Raw genomic sequence first — 23,910 nt, forward strand, 5'->3', positions numbered from 1 at the left:
CCAACGCCCACCGCAGTACCCCCGCACGGCATACGACGCCTGACCGCTCGCCCTGTTATCAAGACCGCCAGCGTGAGCCGCCCCTCACCGGCAGGGCTGGCCCTTCAGTGCGGCGGCCATGAGCTCTGCGCGGGCCCGGTCAGTTGCGAGGGACGGCTGTGACGGTGGCGTTGGTTGGGTCACCCCTCCCCGGCAGGGCTGGTCTTTAGGGCTGCGGGCTGGCCATGAGCTTTGGGGCGGGCCCGGTCAGTTGCGAGCGGACGGCTGTGACAGTGGCGTTGGTTGGGCCGACTCTCCCTGGCAGGGCTGGCGTTTCAGTGCGGCGGTCTGGCCATGAGCTTTGGGGCGGCCCGGTCAGTCGCGGGGGACGGCTGTGACGGTGGCGTTGGTGCGGACTATGGCTATGTCTCCTTCCTGGTCGGTGCGGTGGATCTGGGTGTGGAGGCGGTGGAGGAGGCCGAGGGTCGCTGCGGACGGGTGGCCGTAGTCGTTGTGCTCGCCGACCGAGATCAGGGCGATGGACGCGTGGGCGGCGGCCAGGAAGCCGGGGTCCTGGCTTCGGGAGCCGTGGTGCGGCACCTTCAGGACCTGGACGCGGGGGACGCTGGTCGCCAGGACGCGTTGCGCGTCCGCTTCGATGTCGCCGGCCAAGAGGGCGCTGAAGCCAGGTCTTCGAGCGACGAGGACGACGCTGGCGTTGTTGATCAAAGTGCCGTCGTCCTTCGGGGAAAGGGTGTGGGCGGCGCTGAACGGGGCCAGGACCGAGAGTGTCAGGTCGCCCACACGCCATTGCTGTCCTGGTTCGGCGTGACGGGTGGTGAGGCCGGTCGTGTAGCGCGCTTCGCGGCCTGGGCTGAGGGGCGTTGTCAGCACCTCGTGGACCCTGCGCCCGTGACGGACGCCTGGCATGCCGTCGATGTGGTCGGCGTGCGGGTGGGTCAGGATCACGAGCGGGACGTCCTTGATGCCGAGGCGCCGCAGGCAGCGGTCGACGGGGGCGGGCTCGGGGCCGGCGTCCACGATGACGGCCTGGCCCGGACCGGCGGAGAGGACCAGGGCGTCCCCTTGGCCCACGTCGCAGGCGACCATCTGCCAGCCGGGCGGCGGCCAGCCGGGGGCGAGGACGCGCATGGCGACGACCGCGATCAGGACGCCGATCAGCACCGCCGCGGCGAGCAGGCGCAGCCGGCGGCTGCGCAAGATCAGGATGGCCACCGCGGCCGCCGCCAGTAAGGCCAGGGCGCCGAGGCCGCCCCCGGTCCAGGGGATGGTCGCATACGGGAGCGCTGCGGCGGTGCGGGCGACCCAGATGATCCAGCCGACGGCCAGGCCCGCGGGCCACACGATCAGCTGGGCGAGGGGCACCGAGGCGGGCGCGGTCACTGCCGCGAGCGCGCCGAGGAGGGTGGCGGGGGCGACGGCGGGGGCCGCGAGGAGGTTCGCGGCGACGGAGACGACGCCCACCTCGCCCGAGAGCATGACCAGGACCGGCGCCACCGCGACCTCGGCGGCGGCCGTGACCGCGAGGGCGTCGGCGACGGGGCCGGGCAGCCGGTGGGCGAGCCGCTCCCGCCAGGACGGCGCCAGGACCAGCAGCCCGGCCGTCGCGAGGACCGACAGCGCGAAGCCGTACGAGCGCGCGAGTTCGGGGTCGATCAGGACGAGGAGGAGGACGGCCGCCGCCAGCGCGGGGAGCCCGTGACGCTCCCGGCCGGTGAGCAGCGCCAGAAGGCCGATCACGCCCATGAGCGCCGCCCGCAGGACGCTCGGCTCCGGCCGCGCGACGACCACGAACGCCAGCACCGCGAGGACGGCCACGGGCGGGGCCCGGCGGCGGCCGAGGCCGACGAGGCGGCACAGCCCGAGGACCGCCCCGGTGACGATCGCCAGGTTCGCGCCGGAGACCACCAGGAGGTGGGTGAGCCCGGCGGTGCGGAACTCCTCGGCCAGTGCGGGGTCGAGGCGGGAGGTGTCGCCGACGACCATGCCGGGCAGCACGCCGCGCCGGTCGGGCGGCAGCCGGTCGACTGCGGCCCGCAGGCGGGCCCGCACGTGCTCGGCGGCGCGCTGCGGCGCGGACGGCGGCCCGAGGACGGACGGCGGCCCCCGGACGATCACGACCGCCGCCAGCAGGCCCGTCCGGTCGGGCGGCGCGAACCGGCCGCGCAGCCGCACCCGCTGGCTGGGGACGAGGCGCAGCCAGCCGGGATCACCCGCGATGAGCAGCACCGGAACACGGACCTTCGTGCGCGCCACGGCCTCGGCCCGCGCCCGGATGATGACCATCTGCCGGCCGTGGCCCGGCTTGGCCTGCGGGTCTGCGGTGACCACCGCCTCGGCCACCGCGAACCGTCCCGCACGGGCAAGGTCGCGCACGGGCCCGGTGGTGACGGCGGTCGTCCGAAGCGCCACCCCGCACGCCGACGCCGCCGCACACGCCAGCACGACCCCGACAATGACCCGCCACCCGCCCGCCGCCCTCGATCGACCGTTCGCCGCGGCGTCAGCACGCCCCCCGACCGCCCCGCCGCCGCGTACTGCGGCGGTAGGACGAACGCCGCGCATCCCGCCACTGCCCTCCAGGACCTCCGCGTCGGCACTGCGCGTCCCGCCGGTGCGTGCTGCGGCCTGCGGGGCGGCGTTGGGTGTTCTGCGGGTGCTCGTTTTGGGGTGGTTCGGAGCGGCTTGGGGGGTGGGGCGGGGTTGGGGGGTGCGGGGTTTGCGGCGGGTCAATAGGTAGAGGGATGTCAGGGCCGCTGTGGCGGCCAGGGTGTAGGTCACGGGTGGGGGGAGGGAGAGGGTCGTGGCGGCAGTCAGCCAGGTGGCCAGGGCGGGGGCCAGGAGTCTGATGTCGCGGATCATGCGCGGACCATGGGTTTCAGGTCGGCGAAGCGGCGGGCGCCTATGCCGCTGACCTCCTGGAGTTGCTCGACGGAGCGGAAGCCGCCGTGTTCGGTGCGGTAGGCGACGATGCGCTGGGCGAGGACGGGGCCGACGCCGGGGAGGTCGTCGAGTTGGTCGGCGGTGGCGGTGTTCAGGTCGAGCGGCGCACCGGACGCTGCGGGGGACGCGGCCGACTGCGGTGGTCGGGGTACGCCTACCGGGATCTGTTCGCCGTCCACGAGTTTGCGGGCGAGGTTGAGCGTGCCGGTCTTGGCGCCGGGGCGGACGCCGCCGGCGGCCTTGATGGCCTCGGCGACGCGGGAACCGGACGGCAGCGTGATCACGCCGGGGCGTTTGACCTTGCCGAGGACGTGGACGACCACCGAGGAGGCCGCTGCCGGGCTGGCCGAGACGGTGGGGCGCGTGAGTGTGGCGGCCGCTACCGGGGCGGCGGGTTCTTCGGGGCGCGGGCGTGCCAGCCACAGGTAGCCGGCCGCGACCAGGGCCGCGATCACGCCGATGATGACGAGCGTCCGGACGTGGGAGCGTTCGGGGGTCGCGCGGGGTGGCGGTGTGTCGGGCGGTTTCACCTTGCCCATGAGGGCGTGCAGGCGGGCGTGCGCGTCGGGGCTCATGGCAGCCGACGCTAAGGACGGCCGGGCGGCGGCCGCGGCCGGTTCGGTGATTGTGGATAACTCTCGGCGACCGGCGTCAGAGTTGGGGCGCCACGACCACGCCCAGCATGCCAGGGCCGACGTGGGCGCCGATGACCGGGCCCACTTCGCCGACGTAGACGTCCTCGACGTGCGGGATGCGTTCGCGGAGGCGGGCGGCCAGGGCCTCGGCCCGCGACGAGGCGGCGAGATGCTGGATGCCCAGGTCGACCCTGCGGTCACCTGCCTCGGCGACGGCGAGTTCTTCGAGCCGGGCAAGCGCGCGCGAGGACGTGCGGACCTTCTCAAGCGGCGCTATGCGTCCATCGGCGATGTCCAGGAGGGGCTTCACCATGAGCGCGGAGCCGAGGAGGTTGGCGGCGGCGCCGATGCGGCCGCCGCGCCGCAGGTGTTCGAGGGTGTCGACGTAGATAAGGGAGCGGGTGAGTCCGGCCCGGCGGACGGCGGCGGACGCGGCGGATTCGGCGGTGCCGCCCGACAGGGCCTCAGACGCCGCGGAGAGGGCGGCGAAGCCGAGGCCGAGGCCGATGGTGGCGCTGTCGATGACGGTCACGGGCACGGGGGCGTCGCGGGCCGCGAGGCGGGCGGCCTCCACCGTCCCGGAGAGGGCGGACGACAGGTGCACGGAGACGATGTGGCGGGCTCCGGAGGAGGCGGCGGTCTCGTAGGCGCGGGCGAAGCGTTCCGGGGCCGGGCGCGACGTGGTGACGGGGTGCCATTCCTTCAGCGCCCGCGCGGCTTCGGCGGTGCTCATGTCGCCCTCGTCGCGGGTGGTGCCGCCGACGGCGATCTGGAGCGGGACGACGATCAGCCCGTGCCGTTCGGCGAGGCCGGGCGGGAGGTAGGCGGTGGAGTCGGTGACGACCGCGACCGCGCTGGGTGATGGCACTGAGCGGGCGGCGCGTCAGGGCTGGACGGGGACGCCGCCGCGCCAGATGCGCAGGGCGCGCAGGCCGAACGCCCACGCGAACGCGCCCTCGTGGTCGGCGTCCCACAGGACGATGTCGGCGAGCATGCCGGGCGCGAGGGAGCCGCGGTCGCCGACGCGCAGGGCGGCGGCTCCGCCGAGGGTGGCGGCGCGCAGGGCCTCGGTCACGCTCAGCCCGAACATGGCGACCGACAGGCCGATGACGAGCGGCATCGAGGTGATGCCGCACTGGCCGGGGTTGTGGTCGGTGCCGAGGGCGACGGTGACGCCGCGGTCGAGCATCTGCCGGACGGGCGCGGGCGCGCGGCTGCTGTTGAGGGAGCTGCCGGGGCAGACGGTGGCGGTGACGCCGGCGTGGGCGAGGGCCTTGATGTCGTCGTCGTTGGCCTGGGTGAGCAGGTCGGCGGACGCGCAGCCGACCTCGGCGGCGACCTGCGCGGCGCCGACGCGCTCGTTGGCGCAGGCGTGCATGCGGGCCTTCAGCCCGGCGCGCTTGCCGGTGAGCAGCAGGGCGCGGGCCTCCTCGGCGGTGAAGTGGCCCTCGTCGCAGTAGACGTCGATCGAGTCGGCGCCGGCCACGGCGGCGTCGCCGGCCCACAGCCGGACGGCCTCGATGTAGTCGCGGCGGCGGCCGAAGAACTCGGGCGGCAGGATGTGCGCGGCGAGGAACGTCGCGTGGATGCGCGGCATGGACGGCTCGCCCTCCAGCGACCGCAGCATCCGGATGTCGGCGAGTTCGCCGTCGCGGGTGAGGTGGTAGCCGGTCTTGGCCTCGACGGTGGTGGTGCCGGCGAGGATCCACTGGCGGAGCCGTTCGCGGACGCCGTTGCAGAGCGTCCAGGGGTCGGTGCCCCGGGTGACGGTGACGGTGGAGTTGACGCCGCCGCCCGCCGCGGTGATGGCGGAGTGCGACGACCCGCTGGTGCGCATGGCGAGTTCGGCCCACCGGTTGCCCGCGTAGACGGGGTGGGAGTGCGCGTCGATGAGGCCGGGGGTGACGAGGCCGCCGCCGAGGTTCTCGACGTGGTCGACGTCGACGATGTCGTCGATGATGCCGGGGACGCTCTGCGGGAGGTCGGAGGCGGGCCCGGCCCAGACGATGCGGTCGTCGTGGATGAGGACCGCGGCGTTGCTGCAGACGTCGGTGCCCGTCCAGAGCCTGCCGATGTTCGTCAACAGCCGTACGGTCATGGCGTCACCGACCTGGATCGAGCCGTGCGCGCAGCCGCGCGGGTTGGCGCTGGAGCGGGCCGCTCGCCCTCGTTCCAGTGTTCGGACCTGCCATGGCCACCTGCTCTCGATCCGAAACACCGGCAGGGTGCCGGCGACTCACCAATGGAGGGTCGGGTGGCCGGGCGACCACCGCTGGCAACGAGACCGGAGATATCGGTTTCGTCACGGTAGTGCACCGAAGGCCCGTCCGACAACCTTTCGTCGTAGCGCATCGACAGCCATCACCCCGCCCCTAGTGCTAAAGACCGTACGGATTTCAACCGAACCGTCAAGCGGATTGGACAAGCTGTCACCGTACGGCGACGCGAACGGTGCTTCCGCTGGTTCCGGACGGGCTCGAAGCCGGTCTATGAGCAGCCGAAACCCACCGGGCCCGTGCTGGGGCCCGGTGGGTCGAGGGTCAGGCCGTCGGGGCCACGGTCTCGTACCGGGAGAGCTCCCCGGCGAGACCGGCGGGCACCCTGGCGTGCAGGACGGTGCCTTCGGCGATGTGCTCCAGCTTGAGCACCTCACCGCGCTCGTGCACCTGCGCGACGAGGTCGCCGCGCTCGTACGGCACGAGGACGTGGAGCTCGCTCTCCAGCCCCGGGAGGTCGGCCTCGATGGCCGCGCGCAGCTCCTCGATGCCGAACCCGGTGCGGGCGGACACGACGACGCTGTGCGGCTCGCGGCGCCGCAGCCGCGCGATGGCCAGGTCGTCGGCCGCGTCCGCCTTGTTGATCACGATGATCTCGGGGATCGCGTCGGCGCCGATCTCCCGCAGCACCTCGCGGACGGCGTCGATCTGCGCCTCGGGGTCGGCGTCGGAGCCGTCCACGACGTGCAGGATAAGCCCGGCGTCGGTGACCTCCTCCAGCGTCGACCGGAACGCCTCCACCAGCTGGTGCGGCAGGTGCCGGACGAACCCGACGGTGTCGGCGAGGGTGTAGGCGCGGCCGCCGGGCGTCTCGGCCCGCCGGACGGTCGGGTCGAGGGTGGCGAACAGCGCGTCCTCCACCAGCACCCCGGCGCCGGTGAGCCGGTTGAGCAGCGACGACTTGCCGGCGTTGGTGTAGCCGGCGATGGCGACGGCGGGCACCTGGTGGCGGCGCCGCTCGCCGCGCTTGGTGTCGCGCGCCTTGCCCATCTCGGCGATCTGCCGGCGCAGCTTGGCCATCCGGGTGCGGATCCGCCGCCGGTCCAGCTCGATCTTGGTCTCACCGGGGCCGCGGCCGCCGATGCCGATGCCGCCCGCGGCGCGCCCGCCGACCTGCCGGGACAGGTTGCCGCCCCAGCCGCGCAGCCGCGGCAGCAGGTAGTTGAGCTGCGCGAGCTCGACCTGCGCCTTGCCCTCGCGGCTCTTGGCGTGCTGGGCGAAGATGTCCAGGATCAGCGCGGTCCGGTCGATGACCTTGACCTGGACGGTCTCCTCCAGGTGCCGCAGCTGGCTCGGGGCCAGCTCGCCGTCGCAGATGACGGTGTCGGCGCCGGTGGAGATCACGATGTCGCGCAGCTCCGCGGCCTTGCCGGAGCCGATGTAGGTGGCCGCGTCGGGGCGGGACCGGCGCTGCACGAGCCCTTCGAGCACCTGGGAGCCCGCCGTCTCGGCGAGCAGCGCCAGTTCGCGCAGCGAGTTCTCGGCCTCGGCGGCCGTGCCGTCCGTCCAGACGCCCACGAGGACGACCCGCTCCAGCCGCAGGGCGCGGTACTCGACCTCGGTGACGTCGGTCAGCTCGGTGGACAGGCCCGCGACGCGGCGCAGTGCGCGGCGGTCCTCCAGGTCGAGTTCGCCCGTCAGGGGCTCGTACTCGACGTCGTCCTGGATCTGGGTCTGGGTCTGGTCTGCAGAGAAAGGTTCAGTCATATGTCCTCGGTAGAACGCCGCCTCGCGGCCGTATCTTCCCGGCGATCGTCTCACGCACCGTCCCGGAGGTCACCTGCTTATCCCCAGTTTCCCCGTGGGTTGACGCAAGCGCGCGCGGGGAGGTCTCGCAAGGGATACCCGCTTTGACCGCACCTCGCACCGCCGAGTACGGTTCTCCACATAACAGAAGTCAAATTTCGCTATACGAAAGGGCGAGGCAGATGGCCGCACTGGAAGGCGTCGAGGTCACCGGACCTCTCGGCGACCGCTACGAGGAGATCCTGACCCCCGAGGCGCTCGGCCTTCTCGCCGCCCTGCAGCGCGCCCTCGGCGCCCGCCGCAAGGAGCTGCTCGAGGCCCGCGCGGAGCGGCAGCGCAAGCTGTCGGCGGGCGGGACGCTCGACTTCCTGCCCGAGACCGCGAACGTCCGCGACGACGACTCCTGGCGCGTCGCCGAGCCCGCGCCCGGCCTGGTGGACCGCCGTGTCGAGATCACCGGCCCCACCGACCGGAAGATGACGATCAACGCGCTCAACTCCGGCGCGAAGGTGTGGCTGGCCGACTTCGAGGACGCCAACACCCCGCTGTGGGACAACATGATCGAGGGCCAGCTCAACCTGCGGGACGCCCTCGACCGCACCATCGACTTCACCGACGCCAAGTCCGGCAAGAGCTACGCGCTCAAGGCCGACGAGGAGCTCGCGACCATCGTCGTCCGGCCGCGCGGGTGGCACATGGAGGAGAAGCACCTCCTCGTCGACGGCGAGCCCATGTCCGGGTCGCTGTTCGACTTCGGCCTCTACTTCTTTCACTCGGCGCGGCGCCAGCTGGCCAAGGGCAAGGGGCCGTACTACTACCTGCCCAAGATGGAGAGCCACCTCGAGGCGCGGCTCTGGAACGACGCCTTCAACCTCGCGCAGGACCACCTGGACGTCCCGCGCGGCACCATCCGCGCGACGGTCCTGATCGAGACGATCCCGGCCGCGTTCGAGATGGAGGAGATCCTCTACGAGCTGCGCGACCACTCCGCGGGCCTGAACGCCGGCCGCTGGGACTACCTGTTCTCGGTGATCAAGAAGTTCCGGGACCGGGGCACGGAGTTCATCCTCCCCGAGCGCAACGCGATCACGATGACGGCGCCGTTCATGCGCGCCTACACCGAGCTGCTCGTCCGGACGTGCCACAAGCGCGGCGCGCACGCGATCGGCGGCATGGCGGCGTTCATCCCGTCCCGCCGGGACGAGGCGGTCAACAAGGTCGCGCTGGAGAAGGTCCGCGCCGACAAGGCCCGCGAGTCCGGCGACGGCTTCGACGGCTCCTGGGTCGCGCACCCCGACCTCGTCCCCGTCTGCCGCGAGGTGTTCGACGGCGTCCTCGGCGACAAGCCGAACCAGCGGGACCGGCTCCGCGAGGACGTCGGCGTCACCGCCGCCGACCTGCTCAACGTCAAGGACACCCCCGGCGAGATCACCGAGGCCGGCCTGCGCAACAACATCGACGTGGCGCTGCGCTACCTCGCCACCTGGCTGGACGGCGCCGGCGCCGTCGCCATCCACAACCTGATGGAGGACGCGGCCACCGCCGAGATCTCCCGCTCCCAGGTGTGGCAGTGGATCTACAACGGCGTCTCCACCGCCGAGGGCCGGAAGATCACCAAGGAGTGGGTCGAGCAGCTCCTGGACGAGGAGCTCGACAAGATCCGCACGGAGCTGGGGCAGGCGTACAACGAGCCCCGCTACAACCAGGCGGTGGCCCTGTTCAAGGAGGTCACCCTGGCGGACGAGTACTCCGAGTTCCTGACCACGCCGGCCTACCAGCGCTTCCCGTAACCCCGGGCGGCGCGTGCGGAGAGCCGGGCGGCCGCGGGCCGTCCGGCTCCGGATCTTGCGGGGGTGTCGGGGGCGGAGGATGGTGGTAAGAGTGGAGTCCATGCTCACGGCGCTCGGGTCCCGGCTGGAGGCGCTGCTCGGAGCGGATCGGGTGATCACCGACCCGGTGCGGCTGCGCACGTACGAGTGCGACGGCCTCACCAACCACCGGGCGACGCCCGGGGTCGTCGTGCTGCCCGACACGGCCGAGCAGATCGCGGCGATCGTGCGGGAGTGCGCGGCGGCGGGCGTGCCGTACGTGGCGCGCGGGTCCGGGACGGGCCTGTCCGGCGGGGCGCTCCCCCGCACCGACGGCGTGCTGATCGTGACGTCCCGGATGCGCCGCGTCCTGGAGATCGACATCCCCGGTCAGCGCGCCGTGGTGGAGCCCGGCGTGATCAACCTGGACGTGACGCGGGCCGTCCGCCCGTACGGGTACTACTTCGCGCCCGACCCGTCCAGCCAGCAGATCTGCTCGGTCGGCGGGAACGTGGCGGAGAACTCCGGCGGCGCGCACTGCCTGAAGTACGGGTTCACCGCGCACCACGTGCTGGCGTGCGAGATCGTCACGCCGGACGGCGAGCTGGTGGAGCTCGCGGCGGACGCCCCCGGCTACGACCTGCTCGGGGTGTTCGTCGGGGCGGAGGGCACGCTCGGCATCACCACCAAGATCACGGTGCGGCTGACGCGGGTGCCGGAGACCGTGCAGACGCTGCTGGCGGCGTTCGACTCGATCGAGGCGGGCGGCACCGCGGTGTCGTCGATCATCGGCGCGGGCGTGGTGCCGGCGGCGATCGAGATGATGGACGCGCTCGCCATCGAGGCGGCGGAGGCGGCGGTGCGCTGCGAGTACCCGGCGGGCGCCGGGTCCGTGCTGATCGTGGAGCTGGACGGCCCGGACTCCGAGGTCGCGGCCCAGTTCGCCGAGGTGGAGCGGCTGTGCCGGGACGCGGGCGCGTTCGAGATCCGGATCGCCGCCGACGACGCGGAGCGGGCGCTGATCTGGAAGGGCCGCAAGTCCGCGTTCGCGGCGGTCGGCCGGATCAGCCCGGCCTACCTCGTCCAGGACGGCGTGATCCCGCGGACGGTCCTGCCGGACGTCCTCGCGAGCATCGACGAGCTGTCGGCGCGGTCGGGCGTGCGGGTCGCGAACGTGTTCCACGCGGGCGACGGCAACCTGCATCCGCTGGTGCTGTTCGACGACTCCGAGCCGGGCGCCGAGGAGCGCGCCGAGGAGGTGTCGGGGGCGATCCTCGACCTGTGCATCCAGCACGGCGGCTCCATCACCGGCGAGCACGGCGTGGGCGTCGACAAGGCGCGCTACATGCCGCGCATGTTCACCGACGCCGACCTGGACACGATGCAGATGGTCCGCTGCGGGTTCGACCCGGCGGGGCTGTGCAACCCGGGCAAGGTCTTCCCGACGCCCCGGCTCTGCGGTGAGGTGCCCGGCAAGCGCAAGGGCCCCCACCCGTACGAGGGAAAGGCGGACATCTTCTGATGCGGCCCCTGGACGCCCTGGCGAAGGTCTGCGCCGACGTGCGCCCCGGCGAGCCCGCCGAAGGCGTGCTCGGCGTAGAGCCCGCGCTCGTCGCCGCCCCGAAGGACCTGGCCGAGGCCGCCGACGTCATGCGCGTCGCCGCCGAGAAGGGGCTCGCGGTCGTCCCGCGCGGCGCCGAGACCCGGCTGGACTGGGGGACGCCGCCGCGGCGCTGCGATCTGCTGGTCGACACCCACCGGCTGGGCAGGCTCGTCGAGCACACGGCCGGCGACCTCGTCGCCAAGGCCGAGGCGGGGCTCCCCATGGAGCGGCTCAACGAGAGCCTCGCCGAGCACGGCCAGCGGCTCGCCCTGGACGTCCCCCTGCCCGGCTCCACGGTCGGCGGGACGGTCGCCAGCGGCGCCGCGGGGCCGCTCCGCACCCTCTACGGGACGCCCCGGAGCCTGGTCATCGGGCTGACGGTCGTCCGGGCGGACGGCCAGGTCGCGCGGTCGGGCGGCAAGGTCGTCAAGAACGTCGCAGGGTACGACCTGGGCAGGCTCTTCTCCGGCTCTTACGGCACCCTGGGGCTGATCGTGGAGGCGACGTTCCGGCTCCATCCGATCCCCGCCGCGTCCGCGTACGTCACGTGCGCCGTGAACGGGCCGGAGGACGCGCATGATGCCGTCCAGAGTGTCCTCCACTCTCCTGTGGCGCCGAGTGCGGTCGAGTACATCGGTCCCGGTACGGTCTCGGTGCTCCTGGAAGGCGTGCCTGAGGGCGTCGCCGCGCGCGCTGGGCAGACGCAGCAGCTCCTAGGGGAGCACTCCGAGATCTCCGAGTCAGCACCGGACGGCTGGGGACGCTACCCGGACGGCACCACCCTCATCGACATCAGCGCACCGCCGCCCTCGCTCCGCGAAGTCCTCGCCTTGCTCGGGCCGGACACCGCGGTCACATGGAGCGGCAGCGGGAACGGCCATGTCGGTCTGGCCCCGGAGATGTCATCAGACGATGTGGCCGACGTACTAGGGCGGCTGAGGGACGTCCTGTCCCGGCACCGGGGCCACGCCGTCGTCCGTTACGCGCCGCAAGAGGTGCGCGGCGAGATCGACCTGTGGGGGCCGGTTCCGGCGCTCGCCCTGATGCGGCGCGTGAAAGACCAGTTCGACCCGGACCACAGGCTGTGCCCGGGCCGTTTCGTGGGAGGAATCTGATGAGCGCCCAGGACGATCTCCCTGATCTCCTGAACGACTGCGTCCACTGCGGTTTCTGCCTCCCCACATGCCCGACCTACGTGCTGTGGGGCGAGGAGATGGACTCCCCAAGGGGCCGTATCCATCTCATGCAGCAGCACCTTGAGGGCGCGCCGCTCAACGAGCCGATGGCCGAGCATTTCGACCGCTGCCTCGGGTGCATGGCCTGCGTGACGTCATGCCCGTCCGGCGTCCAGTACGACCGTCTCATCGAGATCACCCGCACCCAGGTGGAGGACGAGCACCCGCGTTCGCTGAAGGAGCGGGCCATCAGGGAGATGGTCTTCCAGCTGTTCCCGTACAAGCGGAGGCTCCGTGCTCTGCGCGGGCCTCTGCGCGCGTACCAGAAGTCGGGTCTGGAGCGCCTGGTCCGGCGCAGCGGCGTCCTGGAGCGCCTGTCGCCGTCCATCGCGGCGATGGAGCGGCTCGCGCCGCCGCTCGGGAAGGCGCCGCGCCTGCCGGAGCGGGTCGCGGCGCGCGGCGAGCGCCGCGCCACGGTCGGGATGCTGACCGGCTGCGTGCAGAGCGAGTTCTTCCCCGGCGTCAACGCGGCCACGGCCCGCGTGCTGGCCCTCGAAGGCTGCGACGTCGTCATCCCCCGCGGCCAGGGCTGCTGCGGGGCGCTGTCGCTGCACTCCGGCCGGGCCGGGGAGGCCCGCGCCTTCGCCCGCCGGACGATCGAGACGTTCGAGTCCGTCGACGTCATCGTGGTGAACTCGGCGGGCTGCGGGTCGGCGATGAAGGAGTACCGGACGCTGCTCGCCGACGAGCCGGCCTGGGCCGCGCGCGCCGCGGCGCTGTCGGACAAGACCAGGGACCTCGCCGAGTACCTCGCGGAACTCGGGCCCCGCGCGGAGCGGCGGCCACTTCCGGTCACCGTCGCCTACCACGACGCCTGCCACCTCGCCCATGCCCAGGGCGTGCGGAGCCAGCCCCGCGCGCTGCTGGCCGCGATCCCCGAGCTGACCGTCCGGGAGATCGCCGAACCGGACATCTGCTGCGGTTCCGCCGGAACCTATAACCTGTTCCAGCCGGAGGCCGCCGGCGAACTCGGCGACCGCAAGGCGGTGAACGTGGACGCCACCGGAGCCGAACTACTGGTCGCCGCCAACCCCGGCTGCTCGATGCAGATCGCCACCGCGCTGCGCCGGCGCGGCGCCGGCATCGCGGTCGCGCACACCGCGCAGGTGCTGGACGCCTCCCTACGAGGGCTCGGCCGCGACGCCCTCGTCGCGCGCACTTCGTAACCCGCCGGCCTGGAACACCGCCGTTCCGGGCGTCCGGTATCGTGGCCTGCCGCCGTTGCCGCCGTTGCCGACGACAGCTCGGAAGGACGCGCTTACTGAGCCTGGAGAAGGCCCGAGGGAGCACGCACCACCATGTCCAACAGCTACCAGCCCTACCGCTCGCACCGCCGCCGGAAGAAGACCGCCGCGGGCCGGCTCGGCCTCGCCGGGGCCGTCACCGGCGCCGTCGGCATCGCCGCGATCGCCGCCGGGATCGTGTTCCTGCGGCCGGGCGGCGACGCCGCCCAGGAGACCGCCCAGCCGACCCTGGCGAGCCAGGGCGACGGCACGCAGCAGGGCTCGGCCGTCCCCGCGCCGAAGGCGGGCCCGCCGGTGAACTTCACGACCCCCGAGGGCTACGGCTACAGCCTCGCCGCGGTCCGGGCCGGGACCGACCGGCAGCCCCTCGGCGCCACCGCGGCGCCGCCGTCGGGGACGACGTACGCCTACGCCGACTACATCCTGACCAACACGCAGCGGCGGCCCGTCCTGCTCGACTACCCCGCCGACCTGTTCATGCCGAAGGCGCAGGTCCCGAAGGCGGCGCGGGAGCGGTGCATGCCGCAGGCCGGCATCCCCGACGACATGTGCACGCTGCCGAACCACAGCAAGATCACCGCCCGGATCGACGGGTCGAAGCCGCCGGTCGACGACAGCGGCAGCATGATGATGCCGGGCGGCGCCTCCTACGTCGTGCGGATCGCCTCCGAACTCCCGGTCGACGACGGCATCTCCGCCGACGACCTGCGGCTCTACGTGTGGAACGCGCGCTACACCAGCGACCGCAAGGGCATCCAGCTCGCCTTCCCGTAACCGTCCGGCCTTGTGGCTCAGCGACTGGTGAACCCGATGTCCTGGTAGTCGGGCTCTAGGAAGCCGCACGCCCCCATGTTGGCCAGGTCCGCGCGCGCTGCGACGAGTTGCGGACGCTGGTACAGCGGCAACACCGACGCCTGGCGCCAGATGAGCCGGTCGGTTCCGTTCACGAGGTCGTGGACTTTCGCCGGGTCGGTCTCCGCGATCGCCCGGTCCATCGCCGCGTCTATGGCGGCGGTCCCGGTGCGGGAGTAGTTCTGCTGGGTGCGGCCGGCGTGCGGCCGGGCGAACACCGCCCGCATCGGTGACACCGGGAACGAGGTGCCCAGCCACGAGAACGGGACGATGTCGAAGCCGCCCTTGGTCACGTGGGCGTCGAGGGCGTCGTCGGCGGGAACGGGCCGGATGTCCACCCGGACACCGATACGTTCGAGCAGCGCGCGCGCCAGTTCCGCTTCGCGCGCGCTGATGGGGACACCGGAAGGCACCACGAAGCGCAACGCGAGTGTGCGCCCGGCCTTGGCGCGGTACTTGCCGTGCTGTCGCCAGCCCGCCTCGTCCAGGAGCCGTCCGGCTTGCGCGGGATCGTATCCGCCGAGGACGGCCGAGTTGTCCTGGTAACCGTTCTGGGTGTTGACGTAGAAGTGGTTGCCGAGGGTCTGGACCGGCACCCCCAGGCCGGACAGGTCGGACCGTGCGATGACCTCCCGGTCGATGCCCAGCATGACCGCACGCCGTACGCGCACATCGGACAGGACGGGCGAAGCGGCGTTGAACGTGAAGTGCCGCCAGTCGGGTCCGCCCGCGCGGCGTATGTCGGTACCGGGGACGCCTTGGACGCGCCGCATCGCGCTCGCGTCCAGCCCGATGTCCATCAGGTCGATCTCGTGGTTGGCGAATGCGCCGGGCATCGCGCTGGTGTCCATGGCGCGGTAGAGGATGCGGTCGAGTTTCGCGGGCGGCCCCCACCATGACGGGTCGCGGGCCAAAGTGACGGTCTTGTCGGTGCGGTCGATTCGCTGGACTTTGAACGGACCTGCGGTCATGGGCAGTGCGTTCATCCAGCCGGTGTTGAACGCGCGTGGGGTGGAGTAGGCGGCGGCCGGGTAGAGCGGGCTGAACAGGCTGCGCCAGTCGGCGTACGTCTGGGAGAACGTCACCTTCACGTCGTTTTCGCGGGGGCCTTGTTCGATGTGCTTGATCAGGCGGTATCCGCTGTCGGTGGAGACCTCGTAACGCCGGTCGCGTCCGGAAAGCGCGCGGGCCTGCGCGACGAAATCGGCGTATCCGATGGGGCGGCCGTCAGACCATCTTGCCCGAGGGTTGAGCCTGTAGGTGACGGTCTGGCCCCGCTTGGTGCGCTTCAGCGTGGCCGACTCCAGATACTCCGGGACGGGATGGGGGACGGATTTCTCGTCAGCGTGCATCAGATACGGCAGGACGCCCTGAATGACATGGTCCACCGCACCCTTGGCACCGTTGAGATGGTGGAAATTCCACTGGGATGGAAACTCTGGCAGCGGCCAGCGGAGCGTGCCGCCGTTCACGATTCGGTCGCGCGGGACGGGGTTGACGTCAGAGCCCGGCAGCCGCCCGGATGAATCGTTCTGCTCGCCGATGTCGCCGCATCCGCTCAAAAGCACGATGCCCAGGAGAACCGCGCCGAGTATCCGTTTCACTGCTTGACCTCGGCTCCGATGAGGGGGTGATGGCAGGCGACCAGCCGATCTGGGTCTTTCAAGGGCTCCGGATCCTGTTCATCGCACAAGCGAGCGTCCTGTTCGGCGATCGTGATGTAGCGGGGGCACCGGGAGCGGAAACGGCATCCAGTGGGTGGTGACATCGGGTCTGGTGAGTCTCCTTGCAGAGGGACGCGTCGCAGTGCGCGCGTGTAGGGGTGAGCCGGTGCCTCGTACACGTCCTGGGTCGGCCCCAGTTCGACGATGCGGCCCATGTACATGACGGCGACCCGGTCGGCGATGCGGTGGACGATGGCCAGGTCATGGGCGACGAGCAGATATGCCAGGCCAAGACGGTCGCGGAGGCTTTCCAGCAGAGCCATGACGCTCACCTGCACAGGCGCGTCCAAAGCCGACACAGGTTCGTCCAAGAGCAGCAGACGCGGTTCCAGAGCCAGAGCCCGCGCGATGCTCACACGCTGCTTCTGCCCGCCAGAGAGTGTGTGGGGATAGCGCCATACAGTGTCGGCCCCCAAGCCCACCAGCTCCAGGAGCTCTCTCACTCGGCTTCTCATCCGCGATGACGGGAATCCATGTGTGACCAGCGGCTCGGCGATGATGTCGGCCACGCGCATCCGAGGGTTGAGCGACGCTGCCGGGTCCTGGAACACGATCTGGACATCCCGCCGCAGGGTCTTGCGGCCAGCCGCGCTCAACGACGCCGTGTCCTGGCCGAAGACGACCACACGGCCGTCCTGCGGCCGTGCCAGCCGCAGGATCTCCAGCAAGGTCGTGGTCTTACCGCACCCGGACTCCCCCACGAGCGCGAGCGTCTCGCCCTCCCGAACGTCGAAGCCGACGCCGTCGGCCGCGCGCACACTGCCGACCCGTCGCCGCACCAGCGTCCCCTTGAAGACCGGGTAGTGCCGGACAAGGCCGTGCACTTGCAGTACGACAGGACGTTCAGGCCGAGGCGGCGACACACCCTTGCCCTCTACACGTGGGATGGACCGCAGTAACTCGGCCGTGTACGCCGCACGCGGTTCCCGGTAGATCCGCTCTACCGGCCCGGTCTCAACGATCCGCCCCTCGCGCATGACCATGACGCGATCGGCGAAGTCCTTGACGAGCCGCAGGTCATGCGTGATCAGCATGAGCGCGGCCCCGGTCGCATCCCTCGCGGTGCGGAGGACGTCCAAGACCTGCGCCTGGACGGTCACGTCCAGGCCGGCCGTCGGTTCGTCCGCCAGGATCACGCCGGGACGGTTCGCGACGGCCATGGCGATCATCACCCGCTGCCGCATCCCGCCGGAGAACTCGTGCGGGTACGCGCGCGCCCGTCCTGCCGCGATTCCCACCAGTTCGAGCAGTTCCAGGGCCCGAGCCCTCGCCGCCGCCCGTGTGACCTTGGAATGGGCCCGTACCGCCTCGGCGACCTGATCGCCCACGGTGCGGACAGGCGTGAGCGCCGCCTCCTGGAACACCATCGCCAGGTCGTCGCCGCGCACCCGGCACAACTCGGCATCAGATCGCCCGAGCAGCTCCTCACCGCGCAGCCGCACGGACCCCGTGACCTCGGCACCGTCCGGGAGAAGCCCCATCAGGGCGAGCGCGAGCATGGTCTTGCCCGCCCCCGACTCGCCCACGACCCCGAGGACCTCCCCGGCTCCGACTGCGAAGCCGACCCCGCGCACGGCGCGCACACCGCCTGGAAGATCGACCGTCAGGCCGGTGACGCGCAGCACCGTCATCGCACGTCCCGCAGCGGATCGAGGACGTCCCGCACCCCGTCGCCGACCAGGTTCACGGCGAGGACGATCAGCACGAGCAGCCCCGCGGCGGACATGAACGGCCAGGTGGCCGCCGCGCCCCGCCCCTCCGCGATCATCGTGCCCAGCGAGACGTCCGGCGGACGGACCCCGAAGCCGAGGAAGGACAGCCCGCCCTCGGCGACGATCGCGGCGCCGGCGGTGAGGCCCGCGTCCACGACCAGGAACGACGCGACCTGCGGCAGGACATGCCGGACGAGCACGCGCGGCGCGCTCACCCCGGCGAACCGGGCGGCGAGCACATACTCGCGCTCGCGCACCGACAGCGTCATCGCCCGCACCACCCTGGCGGTGAGCATCCACAAGAACGCGGCGAGCAGGGGCGCGAGCAGAGGCCATCCTCCGCCCGGCGCCAGAACGGCGACGACGAGGAAGGACGGCAGGACCAGCAGGAGATCGACGCCCCACATCATGGCCCGGTCGAGCAGGCCGCCCGCGAACCCGGCGACGGTGCCGACGGCAGCGGCGAACGCCGTCGAGAGCAGCGTGGCCAGAAGCCCGATGACCAGCGACTTCTGCGCTCCGCGCAGCGTGAGCGCGAAGACGTCCCGCCCGCTCTGCGTCGTCCCCAGCCAGTGCCGCGCCGAGGGCCCCTGACCGAACGCCGCGAAGTCGGTCTCGTCCCAGCGCCACGGCGCCAGGAGCGGCCCCGCGAACGCCAGGACGAACACCGACACAAGGAGCGCAATCCCGACAACACCCCGCCGAGTCATGCCGCGACCCCGGACCGAACCCTCGGGTCGAGGGCGGCGTTCAAGACGTCCGCCACGAGGCCGGCCAAGACGACGGCGCAGGCGGCGACGCAGTCGATCGCCGCGACCACGTTGACGTCGCCGCGCGCGATCGAGTCGACGAGCCACTCGCCCATGCCGTGCCGCCCGAAGACCTTCTCGGTGAACACGCCCCCGAGAATGAGCAGCCCGGACGCATAGGCGAAGTACGTCGTCATCGGTACGAACGCGGTGCGCAGCCCATGCCGCAGCAGGGCTCTCCGCTGCGAGAGCCCCTTGGCCCTTGCGGTCCGCACGAAATCGGCACGCAGGACGTCCAGCATCAGCCCCCGCTGGTACCGGCTGTACAGCGCGAGTTGGGCCAGCGCGATCGTGGCCATCGGAAGCAGCAGATGCCGCACCTGATCAGCGATGTCGCGAGGCGACCCCTCCCCCACCCACACGAACACCCGCAGGCCCAGTACGTCGTTCACCCTCACGGCAGCCGCCTGTAACAGCACCGCCAGAACGAACACGGGGACGGCTAAGAGCAGACAGGCCCCGCCCGTAACCACCCTGTCGGTGACCCGTCCATGCGTGGCCGCCGCGTACGCGCCAACGAGAATCCCCAGCACGCCTCCCACGACCCCACCGGGAACCAGCAGCCGGAGGCTGACACCAAGCCGCCGCCATAACTCCGCATTGACGGGCTCGCCCTCCTGCGTCCGGCCGAAGTCCCCTTGCAGGACGCCCCGCGCCCAGGTCCGGTAGCGGTCGGCCAGCGGAGTCCGGTCGTTCAGGTTCAGCGCGCTGAGCCGGGCATCGACGACGGCCTCGGGCGGGCGCGGTGTCCGCCCCTGGAACGCGGCCCGCGGATCGAGGACGGCGGCGGCGAGCAGATAGGCGAGGCTCCCGGCGAACACGACCAGCACCACACGGCTCACCACGCGCCGCAGCACGAACCCCGCCACCGACTCCCCTCCCGCACCGCCCGCCGACGAACACGGAATGCTACACATCGAACACAGAACGCGCAGATGGACGACAAAACACCGCCCTGACCTGCACTTTCCGACTTCTCACATCCGGGCGTCGCGGCATCGGCGCGTCTCGCGCGCACGGCGGAACGGGCAGCGGGGAGGCAGTTCCCGCCCGAACTCGGCGGACCACCTCAAGCCGGGACAGATCTTCCCTGCTCAGGGCGCGCCATCGTAGGTTAGGGCTCCCCTGTTGGTTCCCCTAGGTAGATCATTCGGCCGGATGCGGCTCTCGGCCTGGGTCTCCACGACCTGGACGCTTTAACATTCCATTACTTTCGGGCGGGGAGTGCATGATGGAGACGGCAGCACACGGCCGCGCGGCGGGGCGCCTCGGCGTCCTCCTCGCGCTGGCCGCGGTCGCGTTCGTCGTCACCTCCCTGACCCTCGGCGCCTGGCTCCCGTCCGCCGAGCGCATGGTCTGGTGGCACCCCGAGATCCTCGTCGCGCTCGCCTGGACGCCCGTCGGCGCCGTGCTGCTGCGGCACCGGCCGGGGCTGAAGGTCGCCTGGCTCATGGTCGGCGCCGGCTTCAGCGCGGCCCTGTACGTCCTGACGCTGAACCTCGCCCCGTGGGCGGACCGGCACGACTGGGCCGCGGCCGGGTTCCTCGACTGGCTCGGGACGTGGCTGTGGGCGGTCGACACCTACGCGCTGACGCTTGTCCTGCCGCTGATCTTCCCGGACGGGCGGCTCGTGTCGCGCCGGTACCGGCCGGTGCTCGTGCTCGCCTGCCTCATGCCCGCCGTCGTCTGCGTCCACCTCACCATCGACCCCGGGGTGCGCCGCTGGCACAACGGCGTGTCGGTCTACCCCTTCGACGGCATCCCGCTGCCGATCAGCGCCGTCATCCTCGGCACCCTGGCCGCGGGCCTGTTCTCGGTGCTCGTCCGGTTCGTCCGGTCGCCGCCGGACGTCCGGCGGCAGATCGCCTGGGTCGTCTACCCCGGCATCCTCGCCGAAGGGGTCATCTACATCGGCGAGAACAGCCCCATCGGGGATCCCTTGCGCAACATCACCATCGTCGCCGTGCCGATCTGCATCGCGATCGCCATCACCCGCTACCGGCTGTACGACATCGACCTCGTGGTCAGCAGGACGCTGGTGTACGCCGGGCTGGTGGTCGTCATCACCGGCGTGTACTTCGCGCTGGTCGGCGGGGCGAGCCTGCTCGCGCACGGCCGGGGCACCCTCGCCGGGCTGGCCGGCGCGATCGTCGCGGGCGCTGTCTTCGAGCCCGTCCGGCGCCGCCTGCAGCGGATGGTGGACGGCGTCATCCACGGCGAGCGCGACCCGTACCGGATCGCCGACACCCTCAACCGGCGGCTGCAGACCGCCGCCGACCCCGGGGCCGCGCTCGCCGTGGCCGCCGAGGTGGCCCGCTCCGCGCTGCACGCGACCGGCGTGGTGATCGAGGTGCTGGACCGCGACGGCCGGACGATCTCCGCCGAGGACGGTGTGCTCGGCCCGCGCCCGCAGCTCGTCCCGCTGGTGTGGCACGGGGAGCCGGTGGGCCGGCTGCTGTTCGGCGTCACCCGCACCCCGGACGCGCGGCTGTCGGGCATCCTCGCCCGCAACCTCGCCGAGCTGGCGAACGCGGCGCGGCTCGCCGCAGACGTCCAGCGCTCCCGCGAGCACATCTTGCGCACCCGTGAGGAGGAGCGGCGGCGGCTCCGCCGCGACCTGCACGACGGCCTCGGCCCGACGCTCGCCAGCCTCGCGATGACGGTGGACGCGGCCCGCATCACGCTGAAGACCGACCCGGAGGCGGTGGACACGCTCCTGGAGGAGCTGCGCGCCACCATGGGGCGCACCATCGGCGACATCCGCGACCTGGTGTACGGCCTGCGCCCGCCCGCGCTGGACGACCTCGGGCTGGAGGGCGCGATCCAGGCGCTCGGCGGCGTCGTCGCCACCGGCGACGGCCCGACGGTCGACGTGCGTGTGGAAGGCGACCTCAAAGGACTGTCCGCCGCCGCCGAGGTCGCCGCCTACCGGATCGTGCAGGAGGCGCTGACCAACGTGCACCGGCACGCCAACGCGTGCTACGCCGAGGTCACGCTGTGCCTGAACGGCGATCTGCACGTCACCATCGGCGATGACGGTGTGGGATTGCCCGACCGGCTGCGTTCCGGGGTCGGCATGTCGTCGATGCGGGAACGCGCTACGGAACTGGGCGGATCCTGCACGGTCGGCCCCGGCCCCAACGGCGGAACCCTCGTCCGGGCCCGGCTGCCGGTCAACGGCGCACATTCCTGACGCCGGCCACTGCCACTCTCCCGGGGCGCGCTCACCCGGGGTTCTCCGGCCTCACCCTGGTGGGAGGGCCGGTGACCGCCCCCCGCCAAGAAGGTCGCCACCGGCCCTCAGGCTCCGTACGGCCCCGGGGCTCCCATCCCGGTCCGTACGGGCCATTCACCAGAGGGTGTGCAAGAAAGAAGTTATGCGGCTCAGGGTCCCGTTGGAGAGGGACACCTGTCCCGTTCATACCGGGACGACTCCGGACCCGCCGCAACCCTGGTGAGACAAGGGTTCCGCTAGATCCACCCAGGACGCGTCTCGCCCTCGGCGACGAGCACCGCCGGGCCGCGCAGATGGCTGGTCCGCCCGTCGAGGGTGACGGTCACCCGGCCGCCGGGAACGTCCACGGTCCATTCGGACGCGCCAGGGGTCCCCTGGGCCGCCGCGGCGGCCACCGCGACCGTCCCGGTGCCGCAGGAGCGCGTCTCGCCGGAGCCGCGCTCGAACACCCGCATCTCCACGTGCCGCTCCCCGACGGACCGGAAGAACTCGACGTTCACCCCGTCGGGGAACACGGCCGGGTCGAAGTCGGGGGCACGCGACAGGTCCAGCGCGGCGACCGGACCGTCCACTCGGCACGCCAGGTGCGGGTTGCCCACCGAGACCCGCCGGCCCTGGAACGCCGCCCCGGACAGGGACGCCTCTCCGTAGCCGAGGAGCTCCGGCGCGCCCATGTCCACGCTCACGTCGCCGGACGCGCCGAGCGTCACCCGGCGCAGGCCCGCGCGGGTCGCCACGTCCCACTCGCCGGGCGCGGCCAGGCCGGCGTCGACGAGGTAGCGGGCGAAGACCCGGATCCCGTTGCCGCACATCTCGGCGATGCTTCCGTCGGCGTTGCGGTAGTCCATGAACCACTCGGCGTCGGCGCCCGCGTCGGCGTCGAGTTCCGCCGCCTTCGTCCGGACGACGCGCAGCACGCCGTCGGCGCCGATCCCGGCGCGCCGGTCGCACAGCCGCGCGACGGCCTCCGGGGAGAGGTCGAGGACGCCGTCCGGGTCGGGCAGGATCACGAAGTCGTTCTCGGTGCCGTGGCCTTTGACAAACCGCATCCTTCGATCGTATTGCCTCGCTCAGGTGCCCCGCCCGGCCTCCCCCGCGGCCTCCTCGACCAGGGCGAGAGCGCGTTCGACCAGGTCGGGGGCGTCGTGCGGGAGCCAGTGGACGCGCGGGTCGCGGCGGAACCAGGACTCCTGCCGGCGGGCGAAGCGCCGCGTGGTCCGGACGGTGTCCTCCTTCGCCTCCTCCTCGGTGCACTCCCCCGCGAGGAACCGGAGCACCTGCGCGTAGCCGAGCGCCCGCCCGGCGGTCAGGCCGTCCCGCAGGCCCCGCTTCTCCAGCGCCCGCACCTCGTCGACCAGGCCCGCGTCCCACATCCGCTCCACCCGCAGGGCGATGCGCTCGTCCAGGGCGTCGCGCGGGACGCTCACGCCGATCTGCAGGGCCGAGCCGTATCGGTACCGGTGCTCGGGCAGCGTCGCGGTGAACGGCCGGCCGGTGATCTCGATGACCTCCAGGGCGCGGACGATCCGGCGCCCGTTGCTCGGCAGGATGGCGTCCGCGGCGGCCGGGTCGAGGCCGCGCAGCCGCTCGTGCAGCGCACCGGGGCCGACCTGCGCCAGTTCCACCTCCAGGCGCGCCCGGACGGCGGGATCCGTCCCGGGGAACTCCATCTCGTCGAGCGCCGCGCGCACGTACAGGCCCGACCCGCCGACCAGCACCGGCACCCGGCCCCGCCCCCGGACGTCCGCGATCGCGTCCGCGCTGAGCGCCTGGTACTCGGCGACGCTGGCCGTCTTCACCACGTCCCAGACGTCCAGCAAATGGTGCGGGACGCCGCGCATCTCGGCCGCGGACAGCTTCGCGGTGCCGATGTCCATACCGCGGTAGAGCTGCATCGAGTCGGCGTTGACCGCCTCGCCGTCCAGCCGCAGCGCCAGTTCCACGGCGAGGTCGGACTTCCCCGCGGCCGTCGCCCCGACGACCGCGATCACATAGGGAGCATTGGGTGAGGTCACGGGATTGATTGTGGCAACAGAACGGGTATGGGCGGGGGGTACGGGTGTGCGTGCCAACCGCGCCGCACCGATC

At 72.2% G+C, this 23,910-nt stretch carries 17 protein-coding genes; 6 read left to right on the top strand and 11 right to left on the bottom strand.

The annotated features are described in order from the left end of the window. Positions 1-354: 354 nt before the first annotated feature. The 5 genes from ACGFI1_RS03625 to hflX all read right to left on the bottom strand — a co-directional run bounded on the left by ACGFI1_RS03625 (position 355) and on the right by hflX (position 7,561). Entirely contained in the window at positions 355-2,445 is a 2,091-nt protein-coding gene (locus ACGFI1_RS03625; RefSeq protein WP_392782561.1) for a DNA internalization-related competence protein ComEC/Rec2, read from the bottom strand. Positions 2,446-2,858: 413 nt separating this feature from the next. Continuing rightward, positions 2,859-3,518, bottom strand: a complete 660-nt coding sequence (locus tag ACGFI1_RS03630; protein WP_392782563.1) for a helix-hairpin-helix domain-containing protein — start codon at positions 3,516-3,518, stop codon at positions 2,859-2,861. Between the two features lie 76 nt (positions 3,519-3,594). Then, complete coding sequence (locus ACGFI1_RS03635) at positions 3,595-4,446, bottom strand: DegV family protein (protein WP_392782567.1); 852 nt, start codon at positions 4,444-4,446, stop codon at positions 3,595-3,597. Between the two features lie 15 nt (positions 4,447-4,461). Continuing rightward, positions 4,462-5,676 carry an imidazolonepropionase gene (hutI, locus tag ACGFI1_RS03640; RefSeq protein WP_138639187.1) on the bottom strand — a complete coding sequence of 405 codons (1,215 nt, stop codon included), beginning with the start codon at positions 5,674-5,676 and terminating at the stop codon, positions 4,462-4,464. Positions 5,677-6,118: 442 nt separating this feature from the next. Further along, positions 6,119-7,561 carry a GTPase HflX gene (gene hflX / locus ACGFI1_RS03645; RefSeq protein ID WP_386867039.1) on the bottom strand — a complete coding sequence of 481 codons (1,443 nt, stop codon included), beginning with the start codon at positions 7,559-7,561 and terminating at the stop codon, positions 6,119-6,121. 221 nt (positions 7,562-7,782) lie between these two features. Here hflX and aceB point away from each other — a divergent pair, with 221 nt between their 5' ends. From aceB to ACGFI1_RS03670, 5 genes are all read left to right on the top strand, one after another. Continuing rightward, positions 7,783-9,390 (top strand): malate synthase A, encoded by a 1,608-nt coding sequence (gene aceB, locus ACGFI1_RS03650; RefSeq protein ID WP_301174347.1) that lies wholly within the window; start codon positions 7,783-7,785, stop codon positions 9,388-9,390. Between the two features lie 100 nt (positions 9,391-9,490). Then, positions 9,491-10,930 (top strand): FAD-linked oxidase C-terminal domain-containing protein, encoded by a 1,440-nt coding sequence (locus ACGFI1_RS03655; protein ID WP_171069244.1) that lies wholly within the window; start codon positions 9,491-9,493, stop codon positions 10,928-10,930. Continuing rightward, positions 10,930-12,126 (top strand): FAD-binding oxidoreductase, encoded by a 1,197-nt coding sequence (locus ACGFI1_RS03660; RefSeq protein WP_392782572.1) that lies wholly within the window; start codon positions 10,930-10,932, stop codon positions 12,124-12,126. The genes ACGFI1_RS03655 and ACGFI1_RS03660 overlap by 1 nt, the downstream gene beginning before the upstream one ends. Continuing rightward, positions 12,126-13,412 carry a (Fe-S)-binding protein gene (locus tag ACGFI1_RS03665; RefSeq protein ID WP_138639192.1) on the top strand — a complete coding sequence of 429 codons (1,287 nt, stop codon included), beginning with the start codon at positions 12,126-12,128 and terminating at the stop codon, positions 13,410-13,412. Before ACGFI1_RS03660 ends, ACGFI1_RS03665 begins: the two co-directional genes overlap by 1 nt. Positions 13,413-13,544: 132 nt before the next feature. Beyond that, entirely contained in the window at positions 13,545-14,264 is a 720-nt protein-coding gene (locus tag ACGFI1_RS03670) for a hypothetical protein (RefSeq protein WP_392782575.1), read from the top strand. 17 nt (positions 14,265-14,281) lie between these two features. Here ACGFI1_RS03670 and ACGFI1_RS03675 read toward each other — a convergent pair whose 3' ends face one another. Genes ACGFI1_RS03675 through ACGFI1_RS03690 form a run of 4 tightly spaced genes read right to left on the bottom strand, consistent with a single transcriptional unit; the run spans position 14,282 to position 19,456 of the window. After that, positions 14,282-15,946 (bottom strand): ABC transporter family substrate-binding protein, encoded by a 1,665-nt coding sequence (locus tag ACGFI1_RS03675; protein WP_392782578.1) that lies wholly within the window; start codon positions 15,944-15,946, stop codon positions 14,282-14,284. Beyond that, a complete protein-coding gene (locus tag ACGFI1_RS03680) occupies positions 15,943-17,697 on the bottom strand; it encodes a dipeptide ABC transporter ATP-binding protein (protein WP_392782581.1) in 1,755 nt (584 codons plus the stop codon). The genes ACGFI1_RS03675 and ACGFI1_RS03680 overlap by 4 nt, the downstream gene beginning before the upstream one ends. Next, entirely contained in the window at positions 17,694-18,452 is a 759-nt protein-coding gene (locus ACGFI1_RS03685) for an ABC transporter permease (RefSeq protein WP_392782584.1), read from the bottom strand. Before ACGFI1_RS03685 ends, ACGFI1_RS03680 begins: the two co-directional genes overlap by 4 nt. 32 nt (positions 18,453-18,484) lie before the next feature. Further along, positions 18,485-19,456: an ABC transporter permease gene (locus tag ACGFI1_RS03690; RefSeq protein ID WP_392782587.1), complete on the bottom strand. Its 972-nt coding sequence runs from the start codon at positions 19,454-19,456 to the stop codon at positions 18,485-18,487. 362 nt (positions 19,457-19,818) lie between these two features. Here ACGFI1_RS03690 and ACGFI1_RS03695 point away from each other — a divergent pair, with 362 nt between their 5' ends. Further along, entirely contained in the window at positions 19,819-21,780 is a 1,962-nt protein-coding gene (locus ACGFI1_RS03695; protein WP_392782590.1) for a sensor histidine kinase, read from the top strand. 278 nt (positions 21,781-22,058) lie between these two features. On the opposite strand, the gene dapF is transcribed toward ACGFI1_RS03695, so the two are convergent. Together dapF and miaA are read right to left on the bottom strand one after the other, a co-directional pair. After that, positions 22,059-22,871 (bottom strand): diaminopimelate epimerase, encoded by an 813-nt coding sequence (gene dapF, locus ACGFI1_RS03700; RefSeq protein ID WP_392782592.1) that lies wholly within the window; start codon positions 22,869-22,871, stop codon positions 22,059-22,061. Positions 22,872-22,892: 21 nt separating this feature from the next. Further along, on the bottom strand, positions 22,893-23,813 hold the full coding sequence (miaA, locus tag ACGFI1_RS03705; protein WP_392783222.1) for a tRNA (adenosine(37)-N6)-dimethylallyltransferase MiaA: 921 nt from the start codon (positions 23,811-23,813) through the stop codon (positions 22,893-22,895). Positions 23,814-23,910 lie beyond the last annotated feature (97 nt).

It is taken from the genome of Actinomadura geliboluensis, assembly GCF_043197915.1.
GTDB classification, from domain to species: domain Bacteria; phylum Actinomycetota; class Actinomycetes; order Streptosporangiales; family Streptosporangiaceae; genus Spirillospora; species Spirillospora geliboluensis.

What these genes read in the sequence shown, in the direction of transcription:
- ACGFI1_RS03630 (WP_392782563.1), bottom strand. Translation starts at nt 3,518, where the DNA reads ATGAGCCCCGACGCGCACGCCCGCCTGCACGCCCTCATGGGCAAGGTG.
- hutI (WP_138639187.1), bottom strand. Translation starts at nt 5,676, where the DNA reads ATGACCGTACGGCTGTTGACGAACATCGGCAGGCTCTGGACGGGCACC.
- hflX (WP_386867039.1), bottom strand. Translation starts at nt 7,561, where the DNA reads ATGACTGAACCTTTCTCTGCAGACCAGACCCAGACCCAGATCCAGGAC.
- aceB (WP_301174347.1), top strand. Translation starts at nt 7,783, where the DNA reads ATGGCCGCACTGGAAGGCGTCGAGGTCACCGGACCTCTCGGCGACCGC.
- ACGFI1_RS03655 (WP_171069244.1), top strand. Translation starts at nt 9,491, where the DNA reads ATGCTCACGGCGCTCGGGTCCCGGCTGGAGGCGCTGCTCGGAGCGGAT.
- ACGFI1_RS03660 (WP_392782572.1), top strand. Translation starts at nt 10,930, where the DNA reads ATGCGGCCCCTGGACGCCCTGGCGAAGGTCTGCGCCGACGTGCGCCCC.
- ACGFI1_RS03665 (WP_138639192.1), top strand. Translation starts at nt 12,126, where the DNA reads ATGAGCGCCCAGGACGATCTCCCTGATCTCCTGAACGACTGCGTCCAC.
- ACGFI1_RS03670 (WP_392782575.1), top strand. Translation starts at nt 13,545, where the DNA reads ATGTCCAACAGCTACCAGCCCTACCGCTCGCACCGCCGCCGGAAGAAG.
- ACGFI1_RS03680 (WP_392782581.1), bottom strand. Translation starts at nt 17,697, where the DNA reads ATGACGGTGCTGCGCGTCACCGGCCTGACGGTCGATCTTCCAGGCGGT.
- ACGFI1_RS03695 (WP_392782590.1), top strand. Translation starts at nt 19,819, where the DNA reads ATGGAGACGGCAGCACACGGCCGCGCGGCGGGGCGCCTCGGCGTCCTC.
- dapF (WP_392782592.1), bottom strand. Translation starts at nt 22,871, where the DNA reads ATGCGGTTTGTCAAAGGCCACGGCACCGAGAACGACTTCGTGATCCTG.